Below are 16,130 nucleotides of genomic sequence, written 5' to 3'. Positions count from 1 at the left end.
GAGCTTTCATGACGAACCCCTTCGACGACCCCAACACCCAGCACCGTGTCCTGGTCAACGACGAGGGCCAGCACGCCCTGTGGCCGTCCTTCGCACCGGTCCCCGCAGGCTGGGACGAGGTATACGGCCCGGCGGAGCACACGGCCTGCCTGGAGTACGTGGAGGTCAACTGGACCGACATCACGCCCAGGAGCGCCCGCACGCGCGTGGCATGACCCCGAATCCCGCACGGGGCCCGGCCCCATCCTGAGCACCCCCTACGAGAGGCATCGATGACCTCCCCTCCGACCCGCCCGGCCATACGCGCCGAAGGGCTCACCAAACGCTTCGGGAAGAAGCAGGCGCTGGACGGTGTGGACCTGGAAGCGGCCCCCGGCACCGTACTGGGAGTCCTCGGCCCCAACGGCGCGGGCAAGACCACCACGGTCAGAGTCCTGTCCACACTGCTGCGACCGGACGGCGGCCGCGCCTGGATGGCCGGCCACGACGTTCTCGCCGCCCCCGAGGCCGTACGCCGCGACCTCGGGCTGTCCGGGCAGTACGCCGCCGTCGACGAGAAACTCACCGGGCGGGAGAACCTCTACCTCGTCGCACGGCTCTACGGATTCGGCCGGCACGCGGCCCGCCGCCGGGCCGGACAACTGCTCAGCGACTTCGACCTGGAGGACGCGGCCGACCTGCCGAGCAGAACGTACTCCGGGGGAATGCGCAGACGTCTCGACCTGGCCGGCGCTCTCGTTGCGCGACCGCCGGTAGTGGTTCTGGACGAGCCCACCACAGGGCTCGACCCCCGTGGGCGGGCGGACACCTGGCAGGCCGTCAGGAACCTGGTCGCCGAAGGCACGACCGTGCTGCTCACCACCCAGTATCTGGAGGAGGCCGACCAATTGGCCGACGCCATCGTCGTCATCGAGAGCGGCACCGTGGTGGCCCGCGGCTCCGCCGCCCAGCTCAAGGCGCGCGTGGGCGGCGAGCGCCTCTCACTCACCGTCCCTGACCCTCAGCACCGCATCACCGCGACGGAGATCCTTGCCACGCTCGGCGACCACTCTCCCGACCTCGACCAGCGCACCGGACGCCTGACGGTCGCCACCGACCACGGCGCACGAAGCCTGGAGTACGCCCTGGGCTGTCTGCGGCTGGCCGGAATCGCCGTCCGGGACGTGGAGTTGGCACCACCGACGCTGGACGACGTATTCCTCTCCCTCACCGGCCGGGCCCCCGCACCGGACGTCGCGGCGCCCTCCTCGGGCGTGACAGCGGTCGGCGGAGGTGCACGATGACCATCGTCCAGCGGCTGGGCCGCGACTCCTCCATCATCGCCTGGCGCAATCTGCTGAACCTGCGCCGGACCCCCGGATCGGTCATCGCGGCCCTCGTGCAGCCGGTGATGTTCGTCCTGCTGCTCGCCTACGTCTTCGGCGGCAGCCTCGGCGGCGCCGAGTACCGGATCTTCCTCATGGGCGGCATCTTCGCCCAGGCGGTCACCTTCAACTCCGCCTTCACCGCCCTCGGACTGGCCAACGACATGGACAAGGGCATCGTGGACCGCTTCCGCTCCCTTCCGATGCCCGCCATGGCCGTGCTTCTGGGACGCACCCTCTCCGACCTGACCATGAGCGCGGTGACCCTCGTCGTCACCTCTCTGTGCGGCCTGCTGGTCGGCTGGCGTATCAGCACCTCACCCGCTGAGGCGCTCGCGGCCTACCTCCTGATCCTGCTCTTCGCCTTCGCCATGTCGTGGGTGGGGGCGGCGATCGGGCTGATGGCCCGCAGTGTCGAGGTGGCCCAGAGTGCTGGACTGATCTGGCTCTTCCCCGTCACCTTCGTCTCCGCGGCGTTCGTCTCCCCGCACACCATGCCCGGGCCGCTGCGCACCGTGGCGGAGTGGAACCCGGTCTCCGCGACGGCCACCGCGGTCCGTGAGCTCTTCGGCAACCCACCCCCGGCCGGCCTGCCCACAAGCAGCGCCTGGCCCGTCGTGCACGCGCTCCCCTACGCCGCGGGCTGCGCTCTGCTCATCACGGGCGCCTTCATGATCCTGGCGCTGGTCCGCTTCCGACGCATCACGCTCGGATGAGCCGAGCAGGCATCACGCCGAGGGCTGGTGACCACGACCACCGGACGCTGATTCGGCCGTGCTGCTTGTCCAGGATCGTTGGGACCCGATCCCGGTGGACGTAGCGGAGGTATCGGCGAGGGACCGGCGCTCCGGCCGGAGCAGCGCTGGTGAGGCGACAAGGATCACCACCGGGACCAGGGCGGACGACGGTTCCCTCGACGAGGCGCGGCGGGCCGTCGTGGTCGAGCCACGCGGCCCGGCGGGTCAGCCGCGGATGCGGCCGGTACCACGCCTGCGCGGTCGCCTTCCCGTGGAGCCGGCCGGGGATCTCCACGGGCAGGCCGTCCAGCAGGTGGGCGATGCGAGGGGCGTCATATCCGGCGTCCGGCGCCGCAGCCACGGCGAGACCTCCACCGCCAGCACCAGCCGGCCGTCCGACGCCCGTGGCAACGGCACCCCGGCCGGGGCACGGCGCAGCCGAGGGACGCCGAACCGCCAACTGGTCCCCGACCGGTCCCCAAAAACGATCAAGGGCCGGTTTCGGATTGCTCCGAAACCGGCCCTGATCTGCGACTGTCTCCAGTCGGGACGACAGGATTTGAACCTGCGACCCCTTGACCCCCAGTCAAGTGCGCTACCAAGCTGCGCCACGTCCCGATGCGATTCCGCCTGGTTACCCGGGCGGCCGCGCAGGACAAACATTACCTCACTCCGAGGACCGGATCGACGTCCGTGCCTGCTGGGCGCGGGCCGCCAGTCCTTCGGCTCCGCAGGCCATGGCCTGCTTCTGGGCCCGGGCCAGTTCGCGGTGCGAGCCGATCGCGATGCCGTAGTCGACGCGGGCGAGCGCGTGCTCGTAGGCGGAGGAGGACCTCTCCAGGTGGCGTACGGCGTCGGCGAGGAGCTGCTCCGCCTCCTCGGGCGGTGCGAAGAGCGCGACGCAGCGCAGGGCTTCGCCGATCGCGGTGTCCGTACCGAACCGTTCGGCGTGCACCCGTGCGCGGGCCGCCAGGTGCGCGGCCCGGCCCGGGTCGTCCTCGGCCAGGGCGCGGGCGAGGTCGCCGGCCCAGGGTGCCCAGATGCCGTTGAAGCGTTCGCGGGGCTCGAGGGCGGCACCGGCCGCTTCGAGTTCGGCGATGGCCTCCTCCTTACGGCCTTCGGCCAGCAGCAGGCGGCCCAGGACGCACGGGCCGTCCGGCAGCACCATGGCGCTGGGGTAGGGCGGTCCGAAGGTGTAGCGGTCGGCGATCTTGCGGGCCTCGGCGGTGCGGCCGCGGGCCAGCAGCGTGTCGATGAGCAAGCACGTCGCGTCCCAGTGGACGGGCAGCCCGGAGCCGACTCGGTCGGCGAGCCGGAGCCCTTCGCGCAGGAAGCCCTCGGCCTCCGCGAGGCGCCCGCGACGGCGGTGGACCATGCCGAGCAGGGTGTGTGCGAACGCCAGGTGGGCACCGCTCCAGCCGGAGATCTCGAAGGCCCGCACCGCCTCGCCGAAGAGGCTCTCGGCCCGGTCCAGCTGGTCGGTGAAGGTGTAGGTGATGCCGACCATGGTGGGCAGCTCGAAGCCCCACTCGGAGTCGGTCCAGCCCAGGCCCCGGGCGGGGCTGCCGTCGATCAGGGCCCGTTCGCAGAGGTCGACGATGAGCTGGGCGTTCTCGCCGCGCAGCATGGCGTCGAAGGCCCGCAGGGTGAGCAGCGCCCGCTCCGCGTTGTCGCGGCCCTTGAGGTGGTCGGCGTTGCGGGTGAGGCGCCGGGAGCGGGCCGGGCCGTCGTCCTCGGTGGCCTGCATGCCCTCCCACATGAAGTGCGCGGCCTGGAGCCGCATCAGGCCGGGGCCCGGTGCCGTACGCGCCGCTTCGGCCGCCAGCGAGAGCGCCGCGTCCTTGAGCTGGTTGTTGTGGGCGAGCGCGGCGGCGAGCCGGAACGTCGCGTCGACCCGCAGGCCGTCGTCGAGTCCCGGCATGTCCAGGGCCGCCCGCAGGTGCTGCACGGTGGTGGGCGGGGAGCTGAGCAGGGTGGCGCAGCCGAGCTCGTACAGCAGGACGGCGCGGTCCTTCGGGCGGGGCGGCTCCTCGATGGCGCGCTCCAGGCAGCGCCTGGCCGCTTCGGGGGCGCCGACGGCGAGGTGCTGGCCCGCGGCTTCGCGGAGCTGGGCGACCAGTTCCTGGTCGTCGTCCGGGTGGACCTCCAGCAGGTGGCGGGAGGCCGCGGCGGCACCGAGGCCGGCCCGGGTGATGGCCCAGGCGGCGCGCCCGTGCATCGCGGTACGGGTGGCCGGCGGGATGGAACGGTAGACCGCGGTGGCGATCAGCGGGTGGACGAACTCCAGCGGGTCGAAGCCGCTGACGATACGGGCGTCGCGCAGCCGGGCCGTGCAGTCGGCGGCCTCCGCCGAACTCATCCCGGCGAGGGTGGCGGCCAGCTCCTGGGAGATGTCGGTGCCGAGCACGGCGGCGGCCCAGGCGAACCGGTTGGCGTTGGTGCCGAGCCGTTCCAGCCGGGCGACGAGCCCGCTGCCGCGCGCGGAGGCACCCAGCTCCCGCAGCTGCCCGGCCGACTCCTCGACCGGCGCCAGCTCCTGGTCCTGCACCTTGGCGACCGACTCGACGGCCTCGTAAGGGTTGCCGCCGGTGACGGCCCAGACCTCGCGGCAGAAGGGGTCGTCGGCGTGCTCGCCCAGGGCCGCGCGGGCCAGTTCGGCGGTGGCGTCCGGGGTCAGCGCGCGCAGGGCGACCCGGGTGACAGCGCTGGGCCCGTCGGAACCACGCTCGGCCTCCCGGTCGGCGACGTAACTCGCATTGCGCTCGGCCATCTCCTGCGGCCGGTACGCCTGGACGACGAGGAGCGGCAGCTCGCCGAGGCGGGCCGTGAACGAGGAGAGCCAGGAGAGGGACTCGCCGTCCGCCCAGTGGGCGTCGTCCACCAGGAGCAGTAACGGCCGGTGGCTGAGGCGGGAGGCCAGCCGGGCGACGACGAAGTCGAGGCCGTCCCGGACACCCTGGGGGTCGGGCTGGGGACCGCTGGGCTCGGCGAGCCCGAGCGCGGGGGCCGTGGTGTCGTACCAGTCGCCGAAAAGGGCCCGCGTCTCGTCGGGCGGGAACAGGTCGAGTGCGGGCTGCAGCAGTTGACGTACGACATGGAACGGTACGGAGGTGACGGTCTCGCCGCCACGGGCGGACCAGACCGTGCAGCGGTCGGCTGCCATAGCCCGGATCTCGGCGAGCAGGGCGGTCTTCCCGAGCCCCGCCTCCCCACTGAAGACCAGGAGCCCGCCGACGGCCTGCGCTCCGCACAGATCGTCCACCGCCCTCGCGGCAGCGGCGAGTTCCGGTTCACGCTCGTACAACGGCCGGGACGGCTTCATGCCCACCCTTCCCCAAATGGCATGCAGTGACGACGGACGAGCCTAGTCGTGCGCGGGGGCTCATCTACAGGGTTCGGCCGATTCCTCGCAGGTACGAGGCACAATCGCGGGGTGAACGAGACGCACAGGGACCGTGACCCCGAGGGCCGGGCGCGCAATGCGCGCCCCCGGGACGGGCTGGGGCGCCCGCTGCCCTACGGGACGCCCGGAGTGGAGCGGCAGCCCGAGGGGGTGGTCCGCATGCCGGACGAGACGCTCCGGGAGGCCCAGCGGCTGCTGGACGCGGGGATGCCGTTCCACGCCCACGAGGTGTTCGAGGACGCCTGGAAGTCAGGGCCGGAGAGCGAGCGCGAGCTGTGGCGGGGGCTGGCGCAGGTGGCGGTGGGGCTGACCCATGCCGCGCGCGGCAACACGGCGGGCGGGGCGCGGCTGCTGCGCCGGGGAGCGGGCGCACTCATCCCGTACGGCGAGGACCGACCGCACGGCATCGGGATCGGCGGACTGGTCGACTGGGCGCAAGAGTTGGCCGGCCGCGTGGAGAGCGTCCCCACGGTGGACGCGGAGGCCGAGGCGCCCCGGCTGCTGGGGTAGCCGGTGAGGCTCCGGCGCCCGGGTCCTGCGGCGGAACGCCCCGCTCCGGGAACAGGCCTGCCGCGCAGCCATTACGATCCGGCTCCATGAGCACTTCTGACCAGGACCAGGACCGGGACCAGCGCGAGAGCCCGGACCGGGACGCCGACGCCCCGATAGCGGAGGCCACGGCGGCGGAGCCCGCCGAGGACGCGTACGACACCGAGGCCGCGCTCCACCCTGAAGCCGGGACCGGGAACGACCCCGAGAAGAGACTGACGCCACGTCAGGCACGGCGGCTGCGGATCGTCCTCTCCTCCGTGGGCATGGTCGCGATGGGCGTGGTCCTCGCCCTGCGGATCGCGAGCCGGTCGTCGGTGCTGGTGGTGGGTGTCTACGGGCTCGCGCTCATCCTGTGCGGTCTGGTGATCGAACTCAGCAGGAACGGCCGCACCAGGCTCGGCAGCTGGCTGCTCGCGGTCGGCCTGGTGGCCGCCGTCGGTGCGGACTGGCTGCTGCTTCCCTGAGTCCTTCGGCTCCGCGCGTGGGGCGGGACGGCTCCGGGAACAGCCTCCCGCCTGATCGTTTGATCGCTTCGGTGCGCTTCCGGTCGACCTCTTGACCGCTTGCGATCACTCGATCAGGATTTCCGGTGCCGACCGTGTCCCCCACGAAGGGCCTGGCCTTCCCGTATGTCGACCTTCCGCTCCCTCTCCTTCGAACTTCCCCCGGAGGACCGGGCGTCGAGTCCGTTCACCGGGTACACCCGCGGGCACTGGGAAGCCGCCGCCGACGGACTGCTGCGCGCGGCCTGGCGGTGGGCCACCCCCGGCGGAGCGCTCCTCGACCTGCCCGGGGCCCCCTCGCACTCCGGAGTGCGTTCCGACGGCCTTGAGGGCTACGCGCGAACCTTCCTTGCGGCTGCTTTCCGGGTCGCCGGGGCCGAGGGGAAGGACCCGCACGAATGGCTGGAACGCTACGGCCGGGGGCTCGCGTCCGGGACACGTACGCCCGGGCGGGACGACGCGGAGTCCTGGCCGCTCATCCTGGACCACCATCTCCAGGGGCAGCCCATGGTGGAGTCCGCCTCTGTCGCACTCGGGCTGCGGCTCACCCGGCCCTGGCTCTGGGACCGGCTGGACTCCGGGGTACAGGACCGGGCGGAGCAGTGGCTGCGGGGTGCGCTGCGCCATGTTCCGGCGGGCAACAACTGGTACCTCTTCCCTTACACGGTCGCCGGCTTCCTGGAGTCGGTGGGGCGCGGGGACGCGGAGACGGCCCGGGCGCGGGAGCGGGCTCTCGAGCTGCTGGAGGGCTGGTACCGGGGCGACGGCTGGTACGCCGACGGGGACGGGCGCGCCTTCGACCACTACAACGGCTGGGCGCTGCACCTGTATCCGGTGCTGGACGCCCATCTCGCGGGCGACGACAGCGCAGCCGCCCACCACGGGGCGCGGCTGCGCGAGCATCTGGAGAGCTTCTCGCTGATGTTCGGCGGCGACGGGGCCCCGCTGCACTTCGGGCGCTCGCTCACCTACCGCTTCGCCGCGAGCGCGGCCGTGGGCCTGGGCGCGGTCTCCGGGAACACCCCGCTCGCGCCGGGGGTGTCACGGCGGCTGGTCAACGGGGCGCTGCGGTACTTCCTGGAGCGCGGCGCGAGCGGCGACGACGGGCTGCTGAGCCTCGGCTGGCACGGCCCCCACCCGGCGACGCTGCAGTCCTATTCCGGTCCCGCGTCACCCTATTGGGCATCGAAGGCGTTCGTCGCGCTACTGGCGCCCGCCGGGCATCCGCTGTGGAGATCGGTGGAGGAAGCGGCGCCGAGCGAAGGGTCCGACCGGGTGCTGTCCGTACCGGCACCGGGCTTTCTGGTGCAGTCGACGCGAGCGGACGGTGTGGTGCGGCTGCACAACCACGGCAGCGACCATGTCCGCCCGGACGAGGCCGAGTCGGCGGCCGATACCGACCCGCACTACGCCCGGCTCGCCTATTCCACCGTGACCGGACCGACCTCGGCTGCGAACCCGGCGGACAACCACCTGTCGGTGACGGTCGGCGGGGTACGCAGCACCCGGCGCCGGATCCGTCCGCTCGGGGCCGGACACGGCGAGGGCTGGGGCTGGGCCGCCTCCTGGCATCTGCCCGTCTTCGCTGCGGGCCCTTCCACCGTTCCCGGGCTCCGGGTGGAGAGCGTGACCGTGGCCCGGGGCCGCTACGAGCTGCGGGTGCACCGGATCCTGGGGGCGCCGGACGGTGCACGGGCCGAGCTGACCGGCTGGGCGGCGGAGCCAGGGGCTCTGTGCGCTCCCAGCTGTACGGGCTCCACGGCTGGGAGGCCCTGGAGGAGGTACGGGCCCCGCAGGGCACGGCGTTCACCCGCTGGGCGGTGCTGCCCCGGCTGGCCACCGCCGATATGGCGGGGAACGTGGTGCTGGTGGCGCTCGCGTCGCTCACGGCGGAGCCGGCGGCCGGTCCGCTGGCACCGGTCGTGGACAAGGTGCACGTGCGGCCCGGTCCGGACGGTGGCATCCGCGCGGCCGAGGCCGAAGTCGAGGTGGGGTGGGCGGAGGACGGTACGAGGACGCGGATCGCCTTCGGTCAGGGGGCTGTCGCAGTGGAGCACTCTCAGGTCGGACCATAGGCCGCTGTGGTCCGACCACCGCTCGCATCGGCCGAACCAAGCTCGCTTCGGTCGGACCACAGCGGGCTACGGTCAGACCATAGTTCACTTCGGTCCGACCATAGTGCGGTCACCTGTCGGTACGGATCACCACGACCAAGGTACGAGGGCCGTGCACGCCCTCCACCCGTTCCAGTTCGATGTCCGAGGTGGCCGAAGGGCCGCTGATCAGCGTCGTCGGCCGCTCGGGCACCAGCCGGGCCACCGCCTCGGGCACCCCGGCTTCGACGGCGGAGAGGTCGACCACACAGAGGTGCAGATCGGGGACGAGGGACAGCGCCCGGCGTCCCTGATCGGGCGAGCCGTCCAGGAAGATCGTGCCGGTCTCGGCGCAGCCGGCGGCGGACGCGGTCACCACCGCGTCCAGGGCGTCCAGTTCGGGTGCGGGAATGTCCGCCGAGTCCGGGCACACCTCCCCGTCGTACGCGTCGATCCAGCGCCGGTCCAGCCCGGCCGGCACGCCGATCCGGCGGACGCCGTGGTCGCGCAGCACCTCGGCGACGACCCGCGCGGTGCGGTCGGCGGTGCAGGGGTGGACCTCGGCCTTGTAGTCGAGGAGCCGGTCGGTGAAGAGGGCGAGGCGTTCGGCGTCGGGGAGGACCCGGCCGGTGCGGTAGGCGCGCGGTACGACGGTGGCGGGCGTCGGGGCGAGGGCCAGGGCCTCGCGGACCCGGCCGAGCACGATGTCGCGGGCACTCGTCATGTCGTCGTGTCCTCTCCGTGGCTCCTTCCGTCTTCCGCTCGGCTCCGGTCGGATTCGTCCTGGCTCCGGTTCCGGTCGGGTTCTCCCCCGCCCAGACCTCGGTCGTGCTCGTCGGCGGCCGCCCGGAGCGCGGCCCGGCCCTCGGCGGAGGCGAACCAGGAGCGGAAGGTCTGCCGGGGCGGGGCCGCCGTGTCGCGGCTGTCGCTCCAGCCGCTGAACGGCGGGGGCAACCGCGAGATCGTCCGGTCGCGTCCCGCGACGGCGCGGCCGAGACCGGACGCCTTCTGCGCCCCTCTGTACAGGGCGGGCCGCTTCATCACGGCGGCGGCCGCCTTCATCGCCAGCTTCTCCGGTGTGGTGCCGGTCTGCTCGGTGTGCTGGTGGCGCAGCTCCACCAGCAGCGAGGGAATGTCGATCTTCACGGGGCAGGCGTCGAAGCAGGCTCCGCAGAGGCTGGAGGCGTACGGCAGCGAACTGTTGGGGTCGTCGGCGGCCGCGTGCATCCCGGCGAGCTGTGGGGTGAGGACCGCACCGATCGGGCCGGGGTAGGTCGAACCGTAGGCGTGGCCACCGGTCCGTTCGTAGACCGGGCAGACGTTGAGACAGGCCGAGCAGCGGATGCAGTTGAGCGCCGCCCGTCCGATCGTGTCGGCGAGGGCGGCCGTGCGCCCGTTGTCCAGCAGCACCAGATGGAAGTCCTGAGGGCCGTCGCCGGGGGTCACTCCGCTCCACAACGAGGTGTAAGGGTTCATGCGTTCACCCGTGGAGGAGCGCGGCAGCAGTTGGAGGAACACCTCCAGGTCCTGGTAGCGCGGCAGCACCTTCTCGATGCCCATGACGGTGATCAGCGTGTCGGGGAGGGTGAGGCACATGCGGCCGTTGCCCTCGGACTCGACGACGGAGAGGGTGCCGGTCTCGGCGATGCCGAAGTTGGCACCGGACACGGCGACCTTCGTCGTCATGAACTTCTGCCGCAGATAGGCTCGGGCGGCCGCCGCGAGATGGGCCGGGACGTTGTCCAGTGCCGGGTCGACGCCGGGGATGTGGTCGAGGAAGATCTGCCGGATCTCGTCCCGGTTGCGGTGGATCGCGGGCACCAGGATGTGGGACGGCTTGTCGTGGGCGAGCTGCACGATGAGTTCGGCGAGGTCGGTCTCGTACGGTGTGATGCCGACCGACTCCAGGTGCTCGTTGAGCCCGATCTCCTGGGTGGCCATCGACTTGACCTTGATGACCTCGTCGCTGCCGGCGGCCTTCACCAGCCGGGCGACGATCGCGTTCGCCTCGGCGCCGTCGCGGGCCCAGTGGACGGTGCCGCCGCGCTCGGTGACCTTGCGCTCCAGCTGTTCCAGGAGCTCGGGCAGCCGGTTCATCGCGTCGGTCTTGATGGCGGAGCCGGCGGCGCGCAGGGCCTCCCAGTCGGGGAGTTCGCCGGTGACGTTCAGGCGTTTGGCGCGGATGGTGGTCGTGGCCCTGCCGAGGTTGCGGCGCAGTTGTCCGTTGCCCAGCTCGTGGTGGGCGGCGCGGGGGAACGGCTCGTCGCCGCGCAGGTTGCCGGTGCCGTACGGGGAGCGCGGCGGCCGGGCGGGCATGCCGAGGAAGGTGCTCATGCGGCGGCCTCCGTCAGGACGTCGGGGGTGGCGCGGGTCGCGGCGAGGATCCGGGCGAGGTGGAGGGTGCGGGTTCCGGACCGGAGGCGGGAGAGCCCGCCGCCGATGTGCATCAGGCAGGAGGAGTCACCGGCGGTGCAGACCTCGGCCCCGGTGGTGGCGATGCCGTCCAGCTTGTCGTGGAGCATCGCGGTGGAGGTCTCGGCGTTCTTCAGGGCGAAGGTCCCGCCGAACCCGCAGCAGGAGTCGGCGCCGGGCAGCTCCACGAGGTCGATGGAGTCGACGGCGCGCAGCAGCCTGAGCGGCTTGTCGCCGACGCGCAGCATCCGTAGTGAGTGGCAGGTCGGGTGGTACGTCACCCGGTGCGGGAAGTAGGCGCCCACCGCAGTCACGCCGAGGACGTCGACGAGGAGTTCGGAGAGCTCGTACGTCTTCGCCGCGACGGTGGCCACCCCGGCGCGCAGAGCGGTGTCCCCGTAGCGGTCGGCGACGATCGCGTGCTGGTGGCGGACCGAACCGGCGCACGAACCCGACGGCATGACGACCGCTTCGATGGAGGTGTCGCCGAACTGCTCGGCGAAGTCGCGGACCAAGGGGACGGGTTCGCGTTGGTAGCCGGTGTTGATGTGCATCTGCCCGCAGCATGTCTGCTCCGGCGGGAACACCACCTCGTGGCCCAGCCGCGTGAGCAGGATCGCGGTGGAGCGCACCGCGTCAGGGAAGAGTGTGTCGCCCAGGCAGGTGGCGAAGAGTCCGATGCGCATGGGGTCTCCCCGGTCAGGTCCGCAGTTCACCATGACGTTTCTATGGTCGGACCATACTAGGCTCGGTCCGTGCGAGGAATGGGCCACGCCGAACAGGTCGACGGCGCGCACGCCCCCGCCGCTAGGCCCCGAACGGCTCGTCCACCAGCGTCCCGTGCAGCCCTCTGATGTGCTGCTCCACCAGGTCGGCCGCCTCGGCACCCCGCCCCTCACACACCAGCGTCAGAAGGGTGCGGTGCTGCGCATTGAGAGCGTGGGCGGTGGCGGGCCAGTCCTCGACCTGCTCAAGGGCACGCAGGATCAGCGGGCGCACCGACTCCCGTACGGCGGACGTGAGGGTGGAGGTCAATGCGTTGCCGGAGCTGCGGGCGATCAGTACGTGGAAGCGAGTGTCCAGGTCGTTGAACGCGCCCACTCCGACGCCCGGCTCCGCCATCCCCCGTACCAGCTCCTCCGCCTCGTCGAGGTCTTCGGAGGGCGCATGACCGGCGGCGGCCTCGAAGCTGGACCGCTCCAGGACGACCCGGGCCTCCAGGACGTCCTGGAGGCTGTAACTGCCGAGGGCGAAGTGGAGCCGCAGCAGCCGGCCCAGGGCGTCGTCCGGATTGCGCACGATCCGGGCCCCCGCGTCCGCGCCCCGGCCGGGCTGGGCCACCAGGACGCCGATCGTCTCCAGCACCCGCAGCGCCTCGCGCAGGGCGGAGCGGCTGACACCGAGCACGGGGGCCAGCTCCCGCTCGGGCGGGAGCCGGTCGCCCGCCCTGAGCTCGCCGGCGAAGACCCGTTCCTCGATGGAGCGGAGCACGAGTTCGTGCGTACGGGACTGCCGCACGGGCTGCCATTCGACGGACATCCGCCACTCCCTGTCTCGGCCGGTTCCAGGACGTTGAGCGTATGCCACACAGACGGTGTGGTCGGACCAATCATCCTTCAGAGGTAGGACCAAACAGAGGTCGCATTCGGGGTCGCGTTGTCCGGGCACACGGAGGCCCCGACCGGTTCGGCGGTCGGGGCCTCGGCCGGCCCGTGCGGAGGGGCCGGGGTGCGGCGGTGCGGGCGCCGCGCGTCAGTGGGTTCGTGGGTTTCCGGGCGTTCCCGGGATGTCCTTGCCGTGCAGACGGCCGCGCTGCGGGTCGAAGAGATGGGCGGCCGCTCCCGACACCACGAGTCCGGTGGCGATCAGGAGGCCGTGGCCGATGGCGATCCCCATGCCCAGGGCGGTGAGGCCGAAGGCCATCGCCAGCCAGGCGTTGCGCCGCCGGTACTCGCGGGGGCTGCGCGGGGTGCCGTCGGACATCGCCGCCGCGAAACCGGGGTCGTCGCGATGCAGCTGCTCCTCAAGGGCGCGCAGCCGTTCGTCGTACGTGGGCATGGTGTCTCCCTCCCGGTACGGAGACCTCTCGGCTCCTCCGGCGCCGGCCCGGTGATGCGGCACGGGCAGGGCCCCCGGGCCCTGATTTCATGATCGGCGGGCCCGTTCGGAAGGGCTATCGGGGGCAGCACCCATATCCGGGGGTGTGCACCATGTAGACGCGCGGTGAGCCGTGACGCCCGGTCACCGGCGGGAGAGGGCTCCGGGGCGACGGCGTGTTTCCCGCGCGCAGCGACGATAGTGGAGGCTGTCGACGCGCACGTCAACGCCCGCGACTGCGCGCGATGCCCACGCCGACGCCCGTCATCGTTCCGGCAACCGCTCCGACGCCCGATGGAGGCCGTGCTCCCTTGTCCCTGTTCTGGCGGATCTTTCTGCTCAACGCCGCTGTGCTCGTCGCCGCGGGGGCTCTGCTGCTGCTCGGCCCGATCACCATCTCCACACCGGTCCTGCTGACCGAGGCGATGATCCTGACCGGCGGGATCGCCTTCATGCTCGCCGCCAACGCGGCCCTGCTCCGGCTCGGCCTCTTCCCTCTCCAGCGGGTGACCCGCGCGATGACCACGACCGATCTGCTGCGCCCGAGCCCGCGCCCCGAGGTGGCCGGGCACGGCGAGATCGCCGCCCTGATCGAGACGTTCAACACGATGCTGGACCGGCTGGAGGCCGAACGCGCCACCAGCAGCGCCCGCGCGCTCTCCGCCCAGGAGGCCGAGCGCCGCCGGGTGGCGCAGGAGCTCCACGACGAGGTCGGGCAGACCCTCACCGCGGTCCTGCTCGAACTGAAGCGCGTCGCCGACCACGCCCCCGAGCCGCTCCGCGGCGAGCTCCGGCAGGTCCAGGAGATCACCCGCGGCTCACTGGACGAGATCCGCCGGATCGCCCGGCGGCTGCGCCCCGGGGTGCTGGAGGAGCTGGGTCTGGTCAGCGCGCTCACAGCTCTCATCACCGAGACGCCGACGCCCGACGGGCTGACGATCCGCCGCCGGATGGGCAAGGACCTGCCCGAACTGGACGCCGAGGCCGAGCTGGTCGTCTACCGGATCGCGCAGGAGGCGCTCACCAACACGGTCCGCCACGCGCGTGCGTCGCGGCTCGAACTCTCCCTGCGCCGCAGCCCCTGCGGGGTGGAGCTGCGCATCCGCGACGACGGCCGGGGCCTCGGGGACACCCCCGAGGGCGCGGGCCTGCGCGGCATGCGCGAGCGCGCTCTGCTGATCGGCGCCGAGCTGTTCCTCGGCCCCGGGCCGCAGGGCGGTACCGAAGTACGACTCGATGTGCCCGTCCGGAACGGAAGCCGGTGACCATGACCTTCTCCTCCCCGTCCCCCTCGCGGGGCACCGCCGCACCGACCCGGATCCTGCTGGCGGACGATCACGCCCTGGTACGCCGGGGGGTACGGCTGATCCTCGACGGCGAACCGGACCTCACGGTCGTGGCCGAGGCGGGCGATGGCGCCGAGGCCATCGAGATGGCCCGCGCCGAGCGGCCGGATCTGGCCATCCTGGACATCGCGATGCCCCGGCTGACGGGGTTGCAGGCGGCGCGCGAGCTCTCCCGGGTCCTGCCGGACGTGCGCATCCTGATGCTGACGATGTACGACAACGAGCAGTATTTCTTCGAGGCGTTGAAGGCGGGGGCGGCCGGATACGTCCTCAAGTCGGTCGCCGACCGGGACCTGGTGGAGGCCTGCCGGGCGGCCATGCGCGACGAGCCGTTCCTCTACCCGGGCGCGGTCACCGCCCTCATCCGGAACTTCCTCGACCGGGCCAAGGACGGCGAGGACCTGCCCGCGCGGGCGATCACCGAACGCGAGGAGGAGATCCTGAAGCTGGTCGCCGAGGGGCACTCCTCCAAGGAGATCGCCGAGCTGCTCGTCATCAGTGTCAAGACCGTGGAGCGGCACCGCGCCAACCTGCTCCAGAAGCTCGGGCTGCGCGACCGCCTGGAGCTGACCCGGTACGCGATCCGCGCGGGCCTGATCGAACCGTGACCGCCCCCTCACTCTCATCCCGGCAGACAGTTCATGTGATTCTCACCCTGCCCGCATAAGGTGCACCCGTGACCCAGATGACCCCGCCCGGCTGGCACCCAGACCCCGGGCATTCAGGTAAAGGCCCCGATCAGGAACGCTGGTGGGACGGGGCGCAGTGGACCGGCCACGTACGCCCGTCGCCCGCCGCTGTCCGGCGCCGCGGACTGCGTATCGGCATCGGCGTGACCGTAGGCGCTGTGGTGCTCGCCGCGATCGGGGGCGGGATGTACATGCTGCGCGAGGACGACGGTGGCCGCCCGGGCATCGCGGTCGCCTCGCCGTCCGCGCCCCCGCCCGTCCCTGACGGGTCCGGCGCACCGGACGGCGGGAGGGGCGACGACAAGGACGGCGAGGACGGCGGCCCCCGGAGCCCCGGCGAGCGGCTCCCGCCGACGGAGCCCGGTTACGCCACGGACCTGGCCGCCGGGATCAGCCTGCCGGTGCCCAAGGGGTGGACGGGCAAGTCCGCACCGGTCGGCGCCGGCCTGACGACGGGTGAGCACGCCTGCCCGGGCGGCGCGGCCCAGACGTGTGTGCGCGGAGGGGTGTTCTCGGCCCCGGCGGTGGCCCTGAAGATCACCGCGGGGACGCCGGAGGAGGCGGCCAAGAAGGACATCGCCGTCAACGCCGAGCAGTCCTACGGCGGGGACTCCTACGGGAAGATCACCTCCCACGAGGAGATCAAGTCGGCGGCGGTCACCGTGGCGGGCCAGAAGGGCTACGCGGTCCGGTGGAAGGTGGTGACGGAGAAGGGCGACGACGGGTACGTGGAGTCGCTCGTGTTCCCCTCCCCCGCCTCCAAGGACATGCTCGTGGTGGTCCGGTCCGGTTTCGACATCAGCGAGGACGCGCCGAAGCTGTCCGTCCTGGACGAGATCACCAAGGGCATCAAGGCCGCGTCGGGCGCGGGCAACGGCGGAGCCGCCTGACCCCACCGCGTACCAGAACGGGGAAAGACGGTGGGAGCCGGGCG

The 16,130-nt window shown here is 72.3% G+C and carries 14 protein-coding genes, 1 tRNA gene and 2 pseudogenes; 9 read left to right on the top strand and 8 right to left on the bottom strand.

Going from position 1 to position 16,130, the window contains the following annotated elements:
* Positions 1-8 precede the first annotated feature (8 nt).
* From D6270_RS30390 to D6270_RS30380, 3 genes are read left to right on the top strand one after another with little or no spacing between them, the layout of a single operon-like run.
* Positions 9-215 (top strand): MbtH family protein, encoded by a 207-nt coding sequence (locus D6270_RS30390; RefSeq protein WP_109162510.1) that lies wholly within the window; start codon positions 9-11, stop codon positions 213-215.
* 57 nt (positions 216-272) lie between these two features.
* Positions 273-1,283, top strand: a complete 1,011-nt coding sequence (locus D6270_RS30385; RefSeq protein WP_109162511.1) for an ATP-binding cassette domain-containing protein — start codon at positions 273-275, stop codon at positions 1,281-1,283.
* Positions 1,280-2,080, top strand: a complete 801-nt coding sequence (locus D6270_RS30380) for an ABC transporter permease (RefSeq protein WP_109162512.1) — start codon at positions 1,280-1,282, stop codon at positions 2,078-2,080. The genes D6270_RS30385 and D6270_RS30380 overlap by 4 nt, the downstream gene beginning before the upstream one ends.
* Before the next feature lie 181 nt (positions 2,081-2,261).
* On the opposite strand, the pseudogene D6270_RS34090 reads toward D6270_RS30380, so the two are convergent.
* The 3 genes and pseudogenes from D6270_RS34090 to D6270_RS30360 form a co-directional block, all read right to left on the bottom strand.
* Positions 2,262-2,557 (bottom strand): annotated as a pseudogene (locus tag D6270_RS34090) (hypothetical protein); the annotation flags it as partial.
* Between the two features lie 88 nt (positions 2,558-2,645).
* Positions 2,646-2,719, bottom strand: a tRNA-Pro gene (locus tag D6270_RS30365).
* Between the two features lie 49 nt (positions 2,720-2,768).
* Positions 2,769-5,423 (bottom strand): ATP-binding protein, encoded by a 2,655-nt coding sequence (locus D6270_RS30360; protein ID WP_151414739.1) that lies wholly within the window; start codon positions 5,421-5,423, stop codon positions 2,769-2,771.
* A 111-nt stretch (positions 5,424-5,534) separates the two neighbouring features.
* Between D6270_RS30360 and D6270_RS30355 the strand changes: the two genes are divergently transcribed.
* The 3 genes and pseudogenes from D6270_RS30355 to D6270_RS30345 all read left to right on the top strand — a co-directional run bounded on the left by D6270_RS30355 (position 5,535) and on the right by D6270_RS30345 (position 8,634).
* Positions 5,535-6,014 (top strand): DUF309 domain-containing protein, encoded by a 480-nt coding sequence (locus D6270_RS30355; RefSeq protein WP_109162514.1) that lies wholly within the window; start codon positions 5,535-5,537, stop codon positions 6,012-6,014.
* Between the two features lie 86 nt (positions 6,015-6,100).
* Positions 6,101-6,520: a hypothetical protein gene (locus tag D6270_RS30350; RefSeq protein WP_109162515.1), complete on the top strand. Its 420-nt coding sequence runs from the start codon at positions 6,101-6,103 to the stop codon at positions 6,518-6,520.
* A 165-nt stretch (positions 6,521-6,685) separates the two neighbouring features.
* Positions 6,686-8,634: pseudogene (locus D6270_RS30345) on the top strand (DUF2264 domain-containing protein).
* Positions 8,635-8,743: 109 nt separating this feature from the next.
* On the opposite strand, the gene D6270_RS30340 reads toward D6270_RS30345, so the two are convergent.
* From D6270_RS30340 to D6270_RS30320, 5 genes are all read right to left on the bottom strand, one after another.
* Positions 8,744-9,376 (bottom strand): LutC/YkgG family protein, encoded by a 633-nt coding sequence (locus D6270_RS30340; RefSeq protein WP_109162517.1) that lies wholly within the window; start codon positions 9,374-9,376, stop codon positions 8,744-8,746.
* The gene (locus D6270_RS30335; RefSeq protein ID WP_109162518.1) at positions 9,373-10,986 is read right to left on the bottom strand and encodes a lactate utilization protein B; all 1,614 of its coding nucleotides are present in this window, start codon (positions 10,984-10,986) and stop codon (positions 9,373-9,375) included. The genes D6270_RS30340 and D6270_RS30335 overlap by 4 nt, the downstream gene beginning before the upstream one ends.
* Entirely contained in the window at positions 10,983-11,750 is a 768-nt protein-coding gene (locus D6270_RS30330) for a (Fe-S)-binding protein (protein ID WP_109162519.1), read from the bottom strand. Before D6270_RS30330 ends, D6270_RS30335 begins: the two co-directional genes overlap by 4 nt.
* Positions 11,751-11,871: 121 nt before the next feature.
* The gene (locus D6270_RS30325) at positions 11,872-12,603 is read right to left on the bottom strand and encodes a FadR/GntR family transcriptional regulator (protein ID WP_109162520.1); all 732 of its coding nucleotides are present in this window, start codon (positions 12,601-12,603) and stop codon (positions 11,872-11,874) included.
* A gap of 213 nt (positions 12,604-12,816) precedes the next feature.
* Positions 12,817-13,122: a DUF3040 domain-containing protein gene (locus tag D6270_RS30320; protein ID WP_093689169.1), complete on the bottom strand. Its 306-nt coding sequence runs from the start codon at positions 13,120-13,122 to the stop codon at positions 12,817-12,819.
* Between the two features lie 350 nt (positions 13,123-13,472).
* Between D6270_RS30320 and D6270_RS30315 the strand changes: the two genes are divergently transcribed.
* The 3 genes from D6270_RS30315 to D6270_RS30305 all read left to right on the top strand — a co-directional run bounded on the left by D6270_RS30315 (position 13,473) and on the right by D6270_RS30305 (position 16,086).
* Positions 13,473-14,426: a HAMP domain-containing sensor histidine kinase gene (locus D6270_RS30315; protein ID WP_109162521.1), complete on the top strand. Its 954-nt coding sequence runs from the start codon at positions 13,473-13,475 to the stop codon at positions 14,424-14,426.
* 2 nt (positions 14,427-14,428) lie between these two features.
* Positions 14,429-15,115: a response regulator gene (locus D6270_RS30310; protein ID WP_109162522.1), complete on the top strand. Its 687-nt coding sequence runs from the start codon at positions 14,429-14,431 to the stop codon at positions 15,113-15,115.
* Positions 15,116-15,192: 77 nt separating this feature from the next.
* A complete protein-coding gene (locus D6270_RS30305) occupies positions 15,193-16,086 on the top strand; it encodes a DUF2510 domain-containing protein (RefSeq protein ID WP_109167208.1) in 894 nt (297 codons plus the stop codon).
* The last annotated feature ends 44 nt before the right edge of the window (positions 16,087-16,130 follow it).

It is taken from the genome of Streptomyces griseus subsp. griseus (assembly GCF_003610995.1).
Taxonomy (GTDB): domain Bacteria; phylum Actinomycetota; class Actinomycetes; order Streptomycetales; family Streptomycetaceae; genus Streptomyces.
The sequence above is the reverse complement of the archived record's forward strand: the minus strand, read 5'-3'. Positions and strand labels throughout refer to the sequence as shown.

Excerpts from the sequence above, each read along its gene's own strand:
- D6270_RS30390 (WP_109162510.1), top strand. The coding sequence starts at position 9 with ATGACGAACCCCTTCGACGACCCCAACACCCAGCACCGTGTCCTGGTC.
- D6270_RS30385 (WP_109162511.1), top strand. The coding sequence starts at position 273 with ATGACCTCCCCTCCGACCCGCCCGGCCATACGCGCCGAAGGGCTCACC.
- D6270_RS30380 (WP_109162512.1), top strand. The coding sequence starts at position 1,280 with ATGACCATCGTCCAGCGGCTGGGCCGCGACTCCTCCATCATCGCCTGG.
- D6270_RS30360 (WP_151414739.1), bottom strand. The coding sequence starts at position 5,423 with ATGAAGCCGTCCCGGCCGTTGTACGAGCGTGAACCGGAACTCGCCGCT.
- D6270_RS30350 (WP_109162515.1), top strand. The coding sequence starts at position 6,101 with ATGAGCACTTCTGACCAGGACCAGGACCGGGACCAGCGCGAGAGCCCG.
- D6270_RS30340 (WP_109162517.1), bottom strand. The coding sequence starts at position 9,376 with ATGACGAGTGCCCGCGACATCGTGCTCGGCCGGGTCCGCGAGGCCCTG.
- D6270_RS30335 (WP_109162518.1), bottom strand. The coding sequence starts at position 10,986 with ATGAGCACCTTCCTCGGCATGCCCGCCCGGCCGCCGCGCTCCCCGTAC.
- D6270_RS30330 (WP_109162519.1), bottom strand. The coding sequence starts at position 11,750 with ATGCGCATCGGACTCTTCGCCACCTGCCTGGGCGACACACTCTTCCCT.
- D6270_RS30325 (WP_109162520.1), bottom strand. The coding sequence starts at position 12,603 with ATGTCCGTCGAATGGCAGCCCGTGCGGCAGTCCCGTACGCACGAACTC.
- D6270_RS30320 (WP_093689169.1), bottom strand. The coding sequence starts at position 13,122 with ATGCCCACGTACGACGAACGGCTGCGCGCCCTTGAGGAGCAGCTGCAT.
- D6270_RS30310 (WP_109162522.1), top strand. The coding sequence starts at position 14,429 with ATGACCTTCTCCTCCCCGTCCCCCTCGCGGGGCACCGCCGCACCGACC.
- D6270_RS30305 (WP_109167208.1), top strand. The coding sequence starts at position 15,193 with ATGACCCCGCCCGGCTGGCACCCAGACCCCGGGCATTCAGGTAAAGGC.